General features: G+C 69.3%; 16 protein-coding genes. 15 read left to right on the top strand and 1 reads right to left on the bottom strand.

What is annotated here, in order from left to right; translation table 11 throughout:
• Positions 1-18 precede the first annotated feature (18 nt).
• The 14 genes from ACK99Q_RS00080 to ACK99Q_RS00015 all read left to right on the top strand — a co-directional run bounded on the left by ACK99Q_RS00080 (position 19) and on the right by ACK99Q_RS00015 (position 12665).
• The gene (locus tag ACK99Q_RS00080; protein ID WP_410184226.1) at positions 19-948 is read left to right on the top strand and encodes an NAD(P)-dependent oxidoreductase; all 930 of its coding nucleotides are present in this window, start codon (positions 19-21) and stop codon (positions 946-948) included.
• A complete protein-coding gene (locus ACK99Q_RS00075) occupies positions 945-1511 on the top strand; it encodes a carboxymuconolactone decarboxylase family protein (RefSeq protein WP_410184225.1) in 567 nt (188 codons plus the stop codon). The genes ACK99Q_RS00080 and ACK99Q_RS00075 overlap by 4 nt, the downstream gene beginning before the upstream one ends.
• Entirely contained in the window at positions 1508-2278 is a 771-nt protein-coding gene (locus ACK99Q_RS00070) for an SDR family NAD(P)-dependent oxidoreductase (protein ID WP_410184224.1), read from the top strand. The genes ACK99Q_RS00075 and ACK99Q_RS00070 overlap by 4 nt, the downstream gene beginning before the upstream one ends.
• Positions 2275-3417 carry an acyl-CoA dehydrogenase family protein gene (locus ACK99Q_RS00065; protein WP_410184223.1) on the top strand — a complete coding sequence of 381 codons (1143 nt, stop codon included), beginning with the start codon at positions 2275-2277 and terminating at the stop codon, positions 3415-3417. Before ACK99Q_RS00070 ends, ACK99Q_RS00065 begins: the two co-directional genes overlap by 4 nt.
• 88 nt (positions 3418-3505) lie before the next feature.
• A complete protein-coding gene (locus ACK99Q_RS00060; protein WP_410184222.1) occupies positions 3506-4255 on the top strand; it encodes a FadR/GntR family transcriptional regulator in 750 nt (249 codons plus the stop codon).
• A 15-nt stretch (positions 4256-4270) separates the two neighbouring features.
• Positions 4271-5530, top strand: coding sequence for a CaiB/BaiF CoA transferase family protein (locus ACK99Q_RS00055; protein ID WP_410184221.1), 1260 nt, complete (start codon positions 4271-4273; stop codon positions 5528-5530).
• Positions 5527-6330 (top strand): enoyl-CoA hydratase/isomerase family protein, encoded by an 804-nt coding sequence (locus ACK99Q_RS00050; RefSeq protein ID WP_410184220.1) that lies wholly within the window; start codon positions 5527-5529, stop codon positions 6328-6330. Before ACK99Q_RS00055 ends, ACK99Q_RS00050 begins: the two co-directional genes overlap by 4 nt.
• Positions 6327-7547 carry an acyl-CoA dehydrogenase family protein gene (locus ACK99Q_RS00045; RefSeq protein WP_410184219.1) on the top strand — a complete coding sequence of 407 codons (1221 nt, stop codon included), beginning with the start codon at positions 6327-6329 and terminating at the stop codon, positions 7545-7547. Before ACK99Q_RS00050 ends, ACK99Q_RS00045 begins: the two co-directional genes overlap by 4 nt.
• A gap of 50 nt (positions 7548-7597) precedes the next feature.
• On the top strand, positions 7598-8476 hold the full coding sequence (locus ACK99Q_RS00040) for a 3-hydroxyacyl-CoA dehydrogenase family protein (protein WP_410184218.1): 879 nt from the start codon (positions 7598-7600) through the stop codon (positions 8474-8476).
• A gap of 9 nt (positions 8477-8485) precedes the next feature.
• Positions 8486-9235: a 3-hydroxyacyl-CoA dehydrogenase family protein gene (locus ACK99Q_RS00035; RefSeq protein WP_410184217.1), complete on the top strand. Its 750-nt coding sequence runs from the start codon at positions 8486-8488 to the stop codon at positions 9233-9235.
• Between the two features lies 1 nt (position 9236).
• Positions 9237-10022 (top strand): enoyl-CoA hydratase-related protein, encoded by a 786-nt coding sequence (locus tag ACK99Q_RS00030; RefSeq protein WP_410184216.1) that lies wholly within the window; start codon positions 9237-9239, stop codon positions 10020-10022.
• Positions 10019-11035: an acyl-CoA dehydrogenase family protein gene (locus ACK99Q_RS00025; RefSeq protein ID WP_410184215.1), complete on the top strand. Its 1017-nt coding sequence runs from the start codon at positions 10019-10021 to the stop codon at positions 11033-11035. The genes ACK99Q_RS00030 and ACK99Q_RS00025 overlap by 4 nt, the downstream gene beginning before the upstream one ends.
• Complete coding sequence (locus ACK99Q_RS00020; RefSeq protein WP_410184214.1) at positions 11032-11898, top strand: 3-hydroxyacyl-CoA dehydrogenase family protein; 867 nt, start codon at positions 11032-11034, stop codon at positions 11896-11898. Before ACK99Q_RS00025 ends, ACK99Q_RS00020 begins: the two co-directional genes overlap by 4 nt.
• Positions 11898-12665, top strand: coding sequence for an SDR family NAD(P)-dependent oxidoreductase (locus ACK99Q_RS00015; protein WP_410184213.1), 768 nt, complete (start codon positions 11898-11900; stop codon positions 12663-12665). The genes ACK99Q_RS00020 and ACK99Q_RS00015 overlap by 1 nt, the downstream gene beginning before the upstream one ends.
• Before the next feature lie 371 nt (positions 12666-13036).
• Here the strand turns inward: ACK99Q_RS00015 and ACK99Q_RS00010 are convergent, their stop codons facing one another.
• Positions 13037-14053 (bottom strand): helix-turn-helix domain-containing protein, encoded by a 1017-nt coding sequence (locus ACK99Q_RS00010; RefSeq protein ID WP_410184212.1) that lies wholly within the window; start codon positions 14051-14053, stop codon positions 13037-13039.
• Positions 14054-14184: 131 nt separating this feature from the next.
• Here ACK99Q_RS00010 and ACK99Q_RS00005 point away from each other — a divergent pair.
• Positions 14185-14471, top strand: a 287-nt coding sequence (locus tag ACK99Q_RS00005) for an SDR family NAD(P)-dependent oxidoreductase (RefSeq protein ID WP_410184211.1), incomplete at its 3' end; no start/stop codon positions are given.

The following is a 14471-nucleotide window of genomic DNA, read 5'->3' as shown; positions in this document are numbered from 1 at the left end:
GTGTGAGACGCGGTGCTGATGTCCGACCACAATGACTCGGCGCATGAGGACAGGGTCCATGACGTCCTTATGGTTGGCCTCGGTGCCATGGGCGGGCCGATCGCGGCGAACTTGGGACGTGCTCGCGACGTCCGGCTCGCCGGCTTCGACGCTGATGTCGCCGGGCGGGTTCCCGGTGCCGGGACGATTCGTCGGATGGCATCGGTGCGCGAAGGCGTCGTCGCCGATGGAGTGGTGATCACCTGCCTGCCCGGCATCCAGCAGGTGGAGCAGGTGATCTCCGACATCATCGAGGGCGAGGTCCTGCCCGCCGTCGTGGTCGACATCAGCACCAGTGATCCCCAGCGATCGCGGGAGGTGGCCCTGCTGCTGGCGAGACACGGCGTGGACTTCCTCGACGCCCCGGTCGCTCGCGGCCGGGTGGCCGCGGCGGCGGGGGAACTGCTGATGATGGTGGGCGGCTCGACCGAGGTGCTCGAGCGGCTTCGGCCGATCCTGCGGGTCGTCGCGAGCGACATCGTGCACTGTGGTGACGTCGGCGCTGGCCAGACCGTCAAGATCCTCAACAACATGGTTCTGATGATGAACGTGAATGCCGTCGTGGACGCGATGACGATCGCAGACCGCCATGGGCTCGATCCGACGACGGTCGTCCGTGTCCTGCGGTCCGGCTCGGCAGGTAGCTTCGCCCTGTCGGGAGAGCCGGGACGTGCGCTCGAGACTGGATCCTTTCCCTCGGGCAAGTTCGCGGTCGACTACGCCCTGAAGGATGCGCGCCTCGCGGAGGCGCTCGCCGGTGATGACATCACGGGCGCCCTGCGGGCGGCTCGTGAGCTCCTGGAGGCCGCGAGCGCCGAAGGTCTGGGAGACGCGTACTACCCGGCCGTCGTCCAGACGCGGCTTGGTCGACCACTGACAGACGGCTACGGCCGAGGGGGCACCGCATGATGGACGACGAACTTCTCCGCGTTCCGCTGGTCAGCCCGGCCGATACTGCCGCTGCAGTGGTGGCTCCGTTGCCCGTGGAGTTCCCGGACCGCCGCTCCGAGCTGGCGGTCTACCGGCTGATGGCGAACGCTCCCGGCGCCCTGAATGCCTGGTTGCCGCTGTGCGACTACTTCCTCGAGACGCCGGGGCTCGAGCCACGCGATCGCGAGGTGCTGATCCTGCGCACCGGGCACCGGTGCGGATCGGCCTACGAGTGGCTCAAGCACGCGCCGAAGGCTCCCGAGGTGGGGATCTCGCCAGCAGAGCTGGACGCCCTGACGCACGACGAGCCCCTCGGCCTGGATCGCTGGACGCGCAGCCTCGTGACGTTCGTGGACGAGCTGCACGACCATGCAACCGTCTCGGACTCCACCTGGACCACGGTGGTCGAGCGGCTGGGGCCGTCGCTGGCTGTGACGTGCCTGATGCTCGTCGGGCAGTACCACCTGCTCGCCTTCACCCTCAACGGCGCCGGCGTGGTAGCCGAGCCGACACCCGACCCTGATCCGGAGGATCCCGCATGACCGAACTGTCCACCGCCACCTCCCTCGAGGGCCGTGTCGCGATCATCACCGGCGCCAGCCGCGGCATCGGTCGCGCCATCGCGATTGCCTACGCGCAGGCCGGAGCGCGCGTCGCCCTCGTCGCCCGGAGTGAGCAGGCGCTCGCCGAAGTGGCCGAGCTGGCCGACCCGACCGGCGAGCGCGTCCTCAGCATCGTCGCCGACGTCCAGGACCCCGAGGCCGGTGCGGCGATTGTCGCGCGGACGCTGGAGGCATTCGGCTCGATCGACGTGCTGGTCAACAACGCCGGCGTCCACTACGAGACACCGTTGCTCGAGTCCTCGGCAGAGGACTGGTTCACCATCCTCGACGTCAACCTGGTGTCGGTCGTGAACCTCACGCGGCACGTGGGTCGTGAGCTCGTTCGGCAGGGGGCCGGCACGGTCATCAACGTGACGTCGTCCTGGGCCACCAAGGCGATCCCGCGGCACTCGGCCTACGTCACCTCGAAGGCGGCGCTGGCACACTTCACCCGGTCGCTCGCGCGTGAGTGGGCACGCCACGGTGTCACCGTGAACGCGCTCGCGCCCGGCTACTTCGCGACGGAGATCACCCGCCAGGGCCTCGATGACCCGGACACTGCCCGGCACATCCTCTCGGCGATTCCGCAGCGCCGTGTCGCCGAGCCGGAGGAGATCGGTCCGCTCGCGGTGTTCCTCGCCTCCGAGGCCGCCTCGTACGTGACGGGTGCGTCCTACGCGATCGATGGCGGGATGGAGATCGGATGAGCGCCTACACGCCGGCGTGGCATGACGACGAGGTGCGGGACGTCGCCGCGATGGCGCGACAGTTCTTCCAGGCCGAGGTCATGCCGCACCAGGAGCGGTTCGCCACCCAGCACCGCGTGGATCGCGAGACCTGGCTCGAGGCCGGTCGCCAAGGGCTGCTGTGCCCGAGCGTCAGTGAGGAGTTCGGTGGCGGTGGCGGAACGTTCCTGCACGAGGCAGCGGTGCTGTGGGAACAGGGTCGCGTCGGGGACGACACGCTGCCGTACGCGATCCACAGCACGATCGTGGCTCACTACGTCGCGGCTTCCGGCACGACCGAGCAGAAGATGCGCTGGCTGCCCCGGTTGGCCAGCGGGGAGCTCGTCGGCGCCATCGCCATGACGGAGCCCTCCACCGGATCCGACCTCAAGACCATCCGCACCGCGGCGCGGCGGGAGGGCGACGAGTACGTCATCGACGGCGCGAAGACCTTCATCACCAATGGATCCATGGCCGGGCTGATCCTGTTGGTGGCGCGCACCAGCGGTCCGGGTGCCCGCGGTCTGTCGATCATCGTCGTCGAGGGCGAGAACGTGCCCGGACTGACGCGGGGGCGGGCGCTGGACAAGATCGGTCAGCGTGGGCAGGACACCCGCGAGCTGTCGTTCGACGGTGTCCGGGTCCCCGTGGGGAACCTCCTGGGCGAGGAGGGGACGGGATTCGCGCAGCTGATGGCACAGCTGCCCCAGGAGCGACTCGCCATCGCCATCGGCGCCGTCGCCCAGGCGGAGCTGGCCGTGGAGCTGGCGGTCGAGCACGCGAAGAGTCGTGAGGCCTTCGGTGGCACCCTGTGGGATCTGCAGAACACGCGCTTCGTGCTGGCCCAGTGCGCCACCGAGGTCCGGGCGACTCGCGTGTTCCTGGACCACTGCATCGCCGAGCATGGGCGGGGTCGGCTCGACGCCGCGGGAGCCTCGCAGATCAAGATGCTCAGTACCGACGTGCTGTTCAGCGTGACGGATCGCTGCCTGCAGGTGTTCGGCGGCTACGGCTACATCATGGAGTACCCCATCGCCCGGCTCTTCGCCGGAGCGAGGGTGCAGCGCATCTACGGGGGCGCGAACGAGGTCATGAAGGAGCTCGTGGCGCGCTCGATGTGAGGATCAGGCGCTCAAGTCATTCTCAGCGAGTCGACATTCCGGTATGTTGTCCGACATTAGATGTCGAACATTCGAGGAAAGGTCCGGCATGACGACCACGCGAGCGGTGCCCCCCAAATCCATCGGGCAGGCCGTGATGCGCCCCCGGGAGCAGGTCGAACAGCGGATCAAGTCCGCGATTCTCAGCGGTGAGCTCAAGAGCGGCGATCCTCTCCCGCCCGAGTCCGAGTTGGCGCGGCAGTTCAATGTCAGTCGCACCACCCTCCGCGAGGCGCTACGGGTCCTGACCTCCCAACACCTCATCTACAAGGTCCCCGGAGCACGTGGCGGCAACTTCGTGCAGTCGATCGATCACGAGTCGCTCGGCACCGTCGTGATCGAGTCAGTCGACAACCTGCTGGCCCTGGGCAGCATCGACTTCTCTGAGGTGGCCGATGTCCGCCGTCACCTCGAGGTCCCCTCCGTGCGGCTAGCGGCGACCAGTCGCACGGAGGAGGACCTGGTCGAACTGCGCTCGGTTGTGAACCAGCAGCGAGCGGCCTCCGTGGACGACCCCGAGGTGCCCGATCTCGACCGGCGGTTCCACGTTGGCATTGCCGGAGCCTCGGGCAACCGCGTGCTCGCCTCCTTCGTCGCAGCGCTCCACCACGCCACGGAGCCGGTCAACTATCTGGACCTGTCGCCCGAGGTCGGACGCGAGACCGTCAAGCAGCACGTGCGGATCCTCCGCGCAATCGAGGCGCAGGATCCCGACGAAGGTGAGGCGGCGATCGTGGAGCATTTGACGTACCTGCAGCGGCACCTGGTGGCGGACGCCCGCGCGAAACGCACAGATTGATCCACTATTGACAAGATGGTTAATGTCCAACATTATGGAGGAGTGGAAGATCGCGCTGTCTCTGGACCGTTGACGGGTGTCAAGGTCGTCGACATGACCACCAGCTACGCAGGCCCGACGGCCTCGATGTACCTGGCTGATCTCGGCGCCTCCGTCATCAAGATCGAGCGCCCCACGCATGGGGACGACGCCCGCGCCTGGGGGCCTCCGTTCGTCGACGGCGCCTCGGCCTGGTTCGCCTCGGCCAATCGCAACAAGCGCTCCCTGGCCGTGAACCTCCGGGTCACCCAGGGGCAGGAGATCCTGAAGGATCTGCTCGCCGACGCCGACGTGTTCCTGCAGAACATGAACCCCGCGAAGCTCGAGCGGATGGGCATCGACGGTCCGACGCTGCTGGCCCGCAACCCGAGCCTGGTCTACTGCGCGATGTCCGGGTTCGGTCTCGATGGCCCCGACAGCTCCCTGCCGGGCTACGACCTGGTGGCCCAGGCGCGATCGGGTCTGATGTCGGTCACCGGCGCGGCGGGCGGCCCACCGCAGCGCGTCTCGACGGCGCTGTCGGACATCGTGACCGGCATGACGGCTGCTCTCGCGATCAACGCCGCTCTGGTGCGACAGCGCACCTCGGGCCGCGGCGACATGATCGACGTCTCCTTGCTCGACACGGACCTGGCGCTCATGGCCCCGCGCATGGCAGCGTTCCATGCCGGCGAGCCGGAGCCCGCACCTAGCGGCGGCACCGACTCCGTGCTCGCGGTCTACCAGCCGTTCGAGACCGCCGACCGGTCCATCGTCGTGGCCGTGGGCAACGACCAGATGTGGACCCGCTTCTGCGCGGTCCTCGACCTGCCCGACCTCGCTGCGGACACGGCGCTCGCCGACAACGCCGGTCGCCGGGCCCAGCGGCCGCGCATCACCGCGGTGGTGTCGGAGCGACTCGCGACCAGGACGGCTGCCGAATGGCTCGAGGCGCTCGCTGCGGCCGACGTGCCGGCCGCGCCGGTTCAGTCGCTGTCCGAGGTCGCGACCGACGCCCAGGTGGTGGCCCGGGGATCCTTGCTGCCGGTGCCCGACTCCGAAGACCGCCTCGTCAGCGTGCAGGCACCGTTCCGTCTGGCCTCGGTGACCGAGCCCCGCAACGAACGGTTCCCACGGCTGGGCGAGGACACCCGTGAGATCCTGACCGAGCTGAAGCGGACCGGTGCCGACATCGACGCACTCTGCGCCAGCGGCGTGGTCCAGGACGGCGCAACTCCAACGGAGGCCCTCGCATGACCGATGCCGTCCACGTCGAGCACCGCGGACCGATCACGCTGCTGACGATCGACCGTCCGGAGGCGTTCAACGCTCTCGACGACGCCGTCCTCTCGGGCATCGAGAGCACGCTCCAGGAGGCGGAGGCATCCGCCAGCACCCGAGTCCTGGTGATCACCGGCTCCGGCGACAAGGCATTCTGCGCCGGCGCCGACCTGCGTGAGCTGCAGACGATGAACCTGCAGGCCGCCGATGCGCAGATCGGTCGAGGACAGAGCCTGTTCCGCCGCATCGAGCTGACTGACGTTCCGGTCGTCACGGCCGTCAACGGGCTGGCGCTCGGAGGTGGATTCGAGCTCGTCCTGGCCAGCACCGTCCCGATCGTCTCGACGCGTGCGTCGTTCGGGCTGCCCGAGACGCTGCTGGGTCTCATCCCGGGGTACGGCGGCACCCAGCGACTGCCGCGGGTCGTCGGACCGCACGTCGCCGCTCACCTGATGCTGACCGGCGCGCGGCTCAACGCCGAGCGAGCCCACGCCCTGGGCCTCACTCCCGTGGCGCCGGTCGAGCCGGGCGACCTGCTGGAGTCTGCCCTGGAACTCGCCGGCACCATCGCCAGGCAGGGGCCCGAAGCGGTGCGCTCCGTGTTGGCCGCCCTCGGCGAAGGTCGAGACGTCGGGTTCGAGGCCGGGCTCGCCGCCGAACACCGGCTCGCCGCGGCGGCGATCGCCGGCGACGAGTCCAGCGAGGGCATCGCGGCCTTCCTCGAACGCCGCGCTCCGGAGTTCGAGGACCGGCGCGTCGAGGGCACGGCGCGATGAGCGCGCCCGTGATCGGACAGCTCGATAGCGAGGGCTTCCTGCGGGTGTCCGCCGCCATCGACGAGCCTGCCGCCGACCTGGCCCTGAGCCCTCGCGAGCTCGAGTTGCGCGGCGTCGCCCGCGACATCGCGGCGCGGCATCTCGTGCCCCGAGCCGCCGAGGTCGATGAGGGTCATGTGTTCCCGAGCGACGGGCTTCGTGCGCTGTCCGCTGCTGGGCTTGGCGGTCTGCTGTTCCCCGAGCACCTCGGCGGCAGTGGCGACAGCACGGTCGCCTACGCGGCCGTCATGGAGGAGGTCACCGCGGCCTGCGCGTCGACGAGCTTAGTGTTCATGACGCAGATGCACGCGGCGTACCCGATCTTGCTCGCCGGCTCGGAAGACCTCCAGCGCAGCTACGTGCCGGGCCTCCTCGACGGATCGCGATACGGCTCACTCGGGATCACCGAGCCCGATGCCGGCTCCGACGTCTCGGGCCTGTCGACCACCGCGCGAGGGACGTCCGAGGGATGGTCGCTCAGCGGACAGAAGACGTTCATCACCACCGGTGATCGAGCCGACGTGATCATCTGCTTCGCCACGGTCGACCGGTCGCTGGGCCGTGACGGCGTGACGGCGTTCGTGCTCGACGGGAGCTGGGGCGGGATCACCCGTGGCCGGCCGTTCGACAAGCTGGGCATGCACGGATCGAGCACGGCCGAGCTGTTCTTCGAGGACGTGCGCATTCCCCGTGACCACGTCCTGGGCCGGACCGGCCGGGGCTGGGGCATCGTCATGGGTGCCGTGGTCAAGTCGCGCATCAGCGCCGCGGCTCAGGGCGTCGGCCTGGCGCGGTCGGCCTACGGACGCGCGGTGGACTTCCTGGTCCACCAGCACGGCCCCAAGCTCCCCGACACCGTCGGTGCCGAGCTCGCCGGCATGCGCAGCCGCATCCTCCAGGGCCGCCTGCTGCTGCACGCCATCGCTCGCCAGGTCGACAGCGAGGGCGGGACGACACCCGGTCAGATCGGGATGATGAAGCAGGCCTGTACCGACCTGGGCTGGCAGGTGGCCGTGGAGACGACGGCTCTGCTCGGCCCGCACGGGGACCTGGCGGCGCTGGGCGTCGAGCGTGCTCTGCGCGACGCCAAAGTCACCCAGATCTATGACGGCACCAACGAGGTGCAGCGCCTGCTGATCGGGCGCGAGACCGGGCGCGCCTTCGGGCGATCGTCATGACCATCGACGCGCCGCCGGCGGGCGAGCGCAGCCGGACACGAGGAGAAGCTGTGGATCACACACGCAAGACCGTCGCGGTGCTGGGCGCCGGGACCATGGGCTCGGGCATCGCGACCGTGATGAGTCGGGCCGGACACCGCACGATCGTCTTCGACGTCGACGCGGACAACCTCGAGCGCGGCCTCGGCACGGTACGCGGCTTCTTCGAGCGCAGCGTCAAGCTGGGCAAGCTCGACGCCGAGGCAGCCGCTGCCGCCACCGACGGACTTGTGGGCACGACCGACCTTGCCGACCTCGCTTCGTGCGATGTCGTCGTGGAGGCGGTGTGGGAGGACCTCGGGCTCAAGCAGGAGCTGTTCGGACGCCTGGACGAGATCGTCTCGGACGAGACGCTGTTCCACACGAATACGTCGACGCTCTCGGTCACCGGTATCGCGTCCGGCTCGCGACGCCCCGAGCGCGTGGTCGGCACGCACTACTGCAATCCGGCGCCGCTGATGAGCCTGGTGGAGGTCGCCGACGGTCGGCACACGGCGATCGGCGCCCGCGAGGCGACGATCGAGTTCCTCGCCGGGCTCGGCAAGAAGTCGGTCGTGACGAAGGACCGCCCCGGGTTCATCGTGAACCGCTTCCTGATCCCGTGGGAGAACAGCTGCATCACGGCGCTGGAGAACGGCATCGCCACGCGCGACCAGATCGACGCAGCTGTCAAGGGGTCGTTGGGACACCCGATGGGACCGTTCCAGCTCCTCGACATCGTCGGCATGGACATCCACCAGCAGGTCGCGACCAGGCTCTACGAGCAGCTGCGTGACCCCCGCTTCTTCCCGCCGCCGATGGTCGAGCGCATGGTCGCCGCCGGCGATCTCGGCCGCAAGACCGGCCGTGGCTTCTACGAGTACGACGACAACCGACTGTTCGGGTCGTGAGAGGACGTCATGAGTGAGCACATGTTCCGCAGCGTCGTGGTGGTGGGCGGCACCGCCCTTGCCCGCGTCATCGGAGAGCAATTGACGGTTCCCGGCGTGGACGTCGCGGTCGTCGAAGTGGTCGACTCCGGTCGGCTGACGGGTGTCGACCTCGTGATCGAGGCCGTCTCCCAGCGCGACGGTGCGAAGGCCGAGGCCCTCGCGGCCGTCACGGCCGCCGTCGGACCCGACGTGGTCGTCGCGACCACGACCACGGGTGGCTCGGTGACCGAGCTGGCCGCCGACCTGCCCTCTCCGGGCCGGGTGATCGGCCTCGTCTGGCACCATGCAGTCGCCGGTGCCCGCACGGTCGAGGTGATCCGTGGGCGCCAGAGCACGGCCTCCGTCCTGGAGCGGGTGACCACGCTGGTCGAGCTCGTCCCCGACAAGGACGTCGTCGTCATCGACGATCGGCCGGGCGGGCTGCTGCACTCGCTGCTGATGCCCTATCTGAACGACGTAGTCCAGGCCTACGACGAGGACCTGGCCAGCGCCGAGGACCTCGACCTCGCGCTGCGGCTCGGCCTCGGATACCGCGTCGGGCCGCTGGAGCTGCTCGACACGATCGGCCTCGACGAGCACCTCGGCGCCACCGCGGCCGCCCACCGATCGACCGCGGACGGCCGGTACGCGCCGCCGCCGCTGCTGGCGCGCATGGTCGCCGCTGGAGAGCTCGGCGCCCAGGCGCACCACGGATTCCGCACCCAGGAGGAGAACTGACATGAGCACGCCCGACTACACCGAGATCCTCGTCGAGCGCGAGGGCCCGGTCCTCGTCCTCTCGATCAACCGTCCGGACGCCGGGAACAAGTTCTCGGTCACCACCTGCCTCGAGCTGTTCGACGCGCTGCAGCGCTTCCGCCTCGACCCCGAGCTGCGAGCCGCCGTGCTCACCGGTGTGGGCGACAAGTTTTTCTGCATCGGCGGCGAGCACGATCCGGTGACCTCCCTCGATCAGTCGCAGGTGCTCCCCATCATCGACGTCTACCAGGCGATCGACACGATCTCGAAGCCGGTCATCGCGGCCGTCAATGGGTTCGCCGTGGGTGGCGGCAACGTGCTGCACACCGTCTGTGACCTCACGATCGCCGCGGAGAACGCCGTGTTCCGCCAGGTCGGTCCGATGGTCGGCAGCTTCGATGCCGGCTACGGCAGCTGGTACCTCGAGGACACCATCGGACGCAAGCGCGCCAAGGAGATGTGGTACCTCAACAACAAGTACTCGGCCGACCAGGCGCTCGCGATGGGTCTCGTCAACGAGGTCGTCCCGACCGGGACGGCCCGTGAGCGGGCGGTCGAGGTCGCGACCGAGATCGCCTCGCGCAGCCCGATGGCCATCGCAGGTCTGAAGGGAGCGTTCTCCGCGAAGCACAACGGCGTGTCGGGTCAGGCTCGCATGGCGCACGACCAGCAGCTCACGCTCTACCTGCAGACCAAGGAGGCGCACGAGGTCTCCGAGGCGTTCGGCGAGCGCCGAGCGCCCCGACCGGAGAGCTTCTGGTCGTGACCGCACCTCTGGTCGCCGCGCCGCCGTCGTGGCACGGCCCCGCGCTCGCCGAGGACGCCGCGGCGGTCGTGGCGCTGATCGACGCCGTCGCCCAGGACCGCGGCACCGTCCTGAGCGACGACGTCGCGCTGGTGCACGAGCTGCGTGCAGTGATCGCCGAGCTGGGCGTGTGGACGCTGGGCGTTCCCGAGGCGTTCGGCGGCGGCGGAGCAGATCGCGCGACGCGGATCGCGGCTCTCGAGCGGCTCGGACGGTACTGGCCAGCGTTGGCCTGGGCCTCGACCCAGGCACATGCCGTGGCCTCGGTGCTGGGGCCGGCCGGCGGTGCCGACTCGCTCCTGGAGGATCTCCACGGTGGCGCGGCTGGCGTGGCGGTGGTCGACACATCGGCGCGGCACGTGCACCTAGACGTCGGTGATGTCCGGGTGTGCGGCACCGTAGATCGCATCGACGCCGCGGACGAGCGCCCGCACCTGGTGGTCCTGCACGAGGACCGGGTGTGGTTGCTCACGCCCGACTCGCTCGAGACCGAGCGGATCGGCACCACCGGGCTCGACGGGGCGTCGACCTCCTCGGTCGGCGTCGACGGGACGCCGACGCCGCTCGGGGTGGGCGCCGACCAGGTTCGGCACGTGCTCCTCGAGGGGGCTGCGGCGATCGCCGCCGGAATCGGGGGCGCGGCCGCCGACGGGGCGGCGACCTACGCGGGGGAGCGCCACCAGTTCGGCGGCCCGCTGCTGGACCTTGCCTCCGTGAGGGCTTCGGTCGAGGCTCAGCGAGATCGCGTGCGCGTCGACCTCGCCGCGTTGCTGGGCGCCGACACGCCTGCGGCGGCTGCCGCGGTCGCGGGAGCAGCGACGGGTCACGCCGTGGAGACGGCGGCCGCGGCCCTGCAGGTGCATGGCGGCTACGGCTACCTGACCGAGTACGCCCCGGAAAGACACCTGCGCGATGCGGTCTCCCTGCGCGCGGTGACCAGCGACCTTCGACCCACCTCACAGGAGAGCCGATGATGACCGAACACCACACCTCATCCCTTCCCGAGCGGGTCGGCGTCGTCGGCGGCGGACGCATGGGGGCGGGCATCGCGCACGCCTTCGTGGTCTCCGGGGCGCCGGTGGTGGTGATCGAGTCCACCGCCGACGCGGCCGAGGCGGCGCGTCAGCGAGTGGTGGGGTCCGTGGAGAAGGCGGCGGCGCGTGGTGTGCTGGACGGTACCGTCGCCGACGCGCTGTCGTGCCTCGAGGTGTCCGTCGAGCACGCCGATCTCGCCGGTTGCAGTCTCGTCGTGGAGGCCGTCCCGGAGGACCCCGAGCTGAAGCGCGAGGTCCTGAACCGAGTGGCGTCCGTGGCTCCGAGCGCCGTGCTCGCGACCAACACCAGCTCGTTGTCGATTGACGCGATGGCGGATGTGCTGGAGCGGCCGGAGTCGTTTCTCGGCCTGCACTTCTTCAATCCCGTTCCGGCCAGCGAGCTGGTGGAGATCGTTATCGGCGCCAAGACACGGGACGATCTCGTGACCGAGGCCCAGGGGTGGGTCGAGGCGTTGGGCAAGACAGCGGTGACCGTCCGGGACGTGCCTGGGTTCGCGTCGTCGCGCTTGGGCGTCGCCATCGCACTCGAGGCCATGCGTATGGTCGAGCAGGGCGTCGCCAGCGCGGAGGACATCGACCTGGCCATGACGCTGGGCTACAAGCACCCGATGGGCCCTCTTCGCACGACCGACGTCGTCGGTCTCGACGTCCGACTCGCCATCGCCGAGCACCTGCATCGCGAGCTCGGGTCACGGTTCGAGCCGCCTCAGATCCTGAGGGACCACGTCGCAGCCGGGCGCGTCGGCCGGAAGTCGGGTCACGGCTTCTACGACTGGAGCTGATGACGATGACCGAGATGCCCCGACCCGTCGCGCTCGTCACGGGCGGCACGGGAGGTGTCGGTCGTTCTGTGTGCGAGCAGCTCGCCGCACGCGGGCACGACGTGGCGTTCACCTTCCATAGCAACGCCGAGCGTGCTGCCGAGGTGTCAGACGTGGTGTCCGCATCGGGTGTAGCGGTGATGAGCGCTGCCCCCGATCTGACGTGTCCGGCCCAGACCGACGAGTTCGTCGAGTCGGTCGTCGAGCGGTTCGGCAAGATCGACGTGGTCATCCACGCTGCGGGTCCGTACGTCGATCAGCGGTTCGTCAGCACCTTCACCTCTGAGCAGTTCCGCCGTCACGTGGATGCGGAGCTCACAGCCTTCTTCGAGCTGGTCCGGGCGACGCTGCCACACCTTCGCGCGAGCCGCGGCTCGCTGACCGCAGTGACCACCATGGCGCTGCGCCGTTTCCCTGCGCGCGATGCACTGTCGTCGGTGCCCAAGGGAGGGATCGAGGCGCTCGTCCATGCAGTCGCCGTGGAGGAGGGACGACACGGAGTGCGGGCCAACGCCGTCGGGCCCGGTGTGTTGGAAGACGGCATGGGAGTCATGCTCGCGGCCACGGGAGATGTGCCACCGAGCATGCGGGCACAGGTCGAGCGAGCCATCCCGTTGAAGCGCCTTGGTCAAGCCAGCGAGGTGGCCGCGATGGTCTGCTTCCTGGCCGCGGAGGCGCACTACGTCACGGGCCAGCGCATCGACGTCGACGGTGGCTACCAACTCTGAACTCACAGCGAGTCACGTTGGCGCCCCGCCCGCCGTCCGTGGGAACGAAGCGACCTGCGACGATCAGCGCGTTCGAGCCACTGCACGTTTACTGCACGGATTGAGATGCGTAGACATGCGGATTCGCGCGCTACAGTGGGCAGAGTCAGAGCGCTGATTCTTCAGCCATTCCAGCAGAAATGCGTTGGAACAGGCATCGATGAGAAGCGTCGGGAAGTGCCCCGATTTCTTCCAGAGGTCGCAGGTTCAAATCCTGCCCCCGCTACCAATCGGTCCCGGAAATCCAACGGATTTCCGGGCCCGCCCTTATGGGGACGTGATCCGCTGTGCATTCACTGCACGCGCTGGCTCCAGGGGCGCGATGTCGCCGGCTACGTCGACCTCGACGCCGCGAGCTCTGACCGCACCGCGTCCGGGGTGGATCCCGTCCAGGTCTTGAAGGCGCGGTAGAAGGAGTTGGTGTCCGCGTACCCGAGCAGGTAGGCGATCTGCGAGGTTCTCAGGTCGCCGGTGCCGAGGTAGTGGCGGGCCAGGGAAGCGCGGGTGTCGGCGAGGACGGACTGGAACGAGGTGCCCTCGGACCTCAGCTGCCGTTGGAGCGTCCGCGCGCTGACCGCCATGCTGCGGGTCACCGCGTCGATCGAGGCGTCGCCGGCAGGGAGTGTCTCCAGGAGAGCCGCGCGAACCCGGTCGGCGACGGTGGCGTCCACCTCGAGGTCGTAGAGGCGCCGGCGAAGCTCGGGGGCGAACACGCGCCACATCTGGTCGTTCTCCGTGAGGAAGGGGCGGTGGGCGTCCAGCGCGCTGAAGACCAGGGTGAGGCGTTGTCCTTGACCCACCGGGACGCCGAGGAGCTCGAGAAGTGCCGGGGTGCGGCGTATCCAGTCCGGTGCCGTCACGCGCGACGGCTTGACCTGCTCGCGCGTTCCGATACGTGCCAGCACGACCCAGAACAGGAGCTCGGCGGTTGCCAGGAGGGGTGGGGGCTGAGGACCGTCCGGCCACCGGTAGTCGATGACGAGACGGCCCAGGTCGTCAGAGGTGACGTCGACCCGGATGGGCCCGATGAGCGGCTTGTGGGCCGCCAGGCGCGCGGCTGCCGTCGCCAGATCTGGACTGCACAGGGCGGCGAAGATCGGCGGGGAGAACAGGTCCACCGAGATCGCCTGCCCGATGACGACCGCCACGTCGGGATGACCGGCGCTCATGGCTTCGGTGTCGAGCGCCTCCCAGAAGCGGTAGTACTCCGACACGCTGAGCTCGATGGGTCGGTGGGAGAACAGGTCCGCCGGCAGCTGAGCACGCCGCAGCACCCGCGACACCGGGACGTCCAGGTCGCGCAGGAGCGCTTTCATGCTCGGCTCGAGGTCGAAGCGATCGCCAGCCACGACGCCATCCTACGGAGAGAGCCCTGGCGGGAATCGCAAGTAGGTCGGCGCCTTGAGCCAGTGCCACGGGGCCGTCCGCCCCCTAGCGTGGGATCACCGAGCATTCGAACCGATCGGCAAAGGCAGCACTCATGACCCACACCCAGATCGCACTGGTCACCGGAGCCTCCTCCGGCATCGGCGAAGCGACCGCACTCGAGCTCGCCGCGGCCGGTTACACCGTGTACGCCGCTGCGCGCCGCGTCGAGCGGATGGAGCACCTCAAGACCTCGGGCATCCGACCGATCGGCATGGACGTGACGGACGACGTCAGCCTCGTCGCCGGAGTGGACCAGATCATCAGCGAGGCCGGACGCCTCGATGTCCTGGTCAACAACGCGGGCTACGGCTCCTACGGCGCCCTGGAGGACGTCCCCAT

This window comes from Aeromicrobium sp. MLTX1, from assembly GCF_046452335.1.
Classification (GTDB): Bacteria; Actinomycetota; Actinomycetes; order Propionibacteriales; family Nocardioidaceae; genus Aeromicrobium.
This window is presented reverse-complemented; position numbering and strand designations above follow the sequence as displayed.

Excerpts from the sequence above, each read along its gene's own strand:
- ACK99Q_RS00070 (WP_410184224.1), top strand. The coding sequence starts at position 1,508 with ATGACCGAACTGTCCACCGCCACCTCCCTCGAGGGCCGTGTCGCGATC.
- ACK99Q_RS00055 (WP_410184221.1), top strand. The coding sequence starts at position 4,271 with ATGGTTAATGTCCAACATTATGGAGGAGTGGAAGATCGCGCTGTCTCT.
- ACK99Q_RS00065 (WP_410184223.1), top strand. The coding sequence starts at position 2,275 with ATGAGCGCCTACACGCCGGCGTGGCATGACGACGAGGTGCGGGACGTC.
- ACK99Q_RS00060 (WP_410184222.1), top strand. The coding sequence starts at position 3,506 with ATGACGACCACGCGAGCGGTGCCCCCCAAATCCATCGGGCAGGCCGTG.
- ACK99Q_RS00075 (WP_410184225.1), top strand. The coding sequence starts at position 945 with ATGATGGACGACGAACTTCTCCGCGTTCCGCTGGTCAGCCCGGCCGAT.
- ACK99Q_RS00050 (WP_410184220.1), top strand. The coding sequence starts at position 5,527 with ATGACCGATGCCGTCCACGTCGAGCACCGCGGACCGATCACGCTGCTG.
- ACK99Q_RS00080 (WP_410184226.1), top strand. The coding sequence starts at position 19 with ATGTCCGACCACAATGACTCGGCGCATGAGGACAGGGTCCATGACGTC.
- ACK99Q_RS00020 (WP_410184214.1), top strand. The coding sequence starts at position 11,032 with ATGATGACCGAACACCACACCTCATCCCTTCCCGAGCGGGTCGGCGTC.
- ACK99Q_RS00035 (WP_410184217.1), top strand. The coding sequence starts at position 8,486 with ATGAGTGAGCACATGTTCCGCAGCGTCGTGGTGGTGGGCGGCACCGCC.
- ACK99Q_RS00045 (WP_410184219.1), top strand. The coding sequence starts at position 6,327 with ATGAGCGCGCCCGTGATCGGACAGCTCGATAGCGAGGGCTTCCTGCGG.
- ACK99Q_RS00030 (WP_410184216.1), top strand. The coding sequence starts at position 9,237 with ATGAGCACGCCCGACTACACCGAGATCCTCGTCGAGCGCGAGGGCCCG.
- ACK99Q_RS00015 (WP_410184213.1), top strand. The coding sequence starts at position 11,898 with ATGACGATGACCGAGATGCCCCGACCCGTCGCGCTCGTCACGGGCGGC.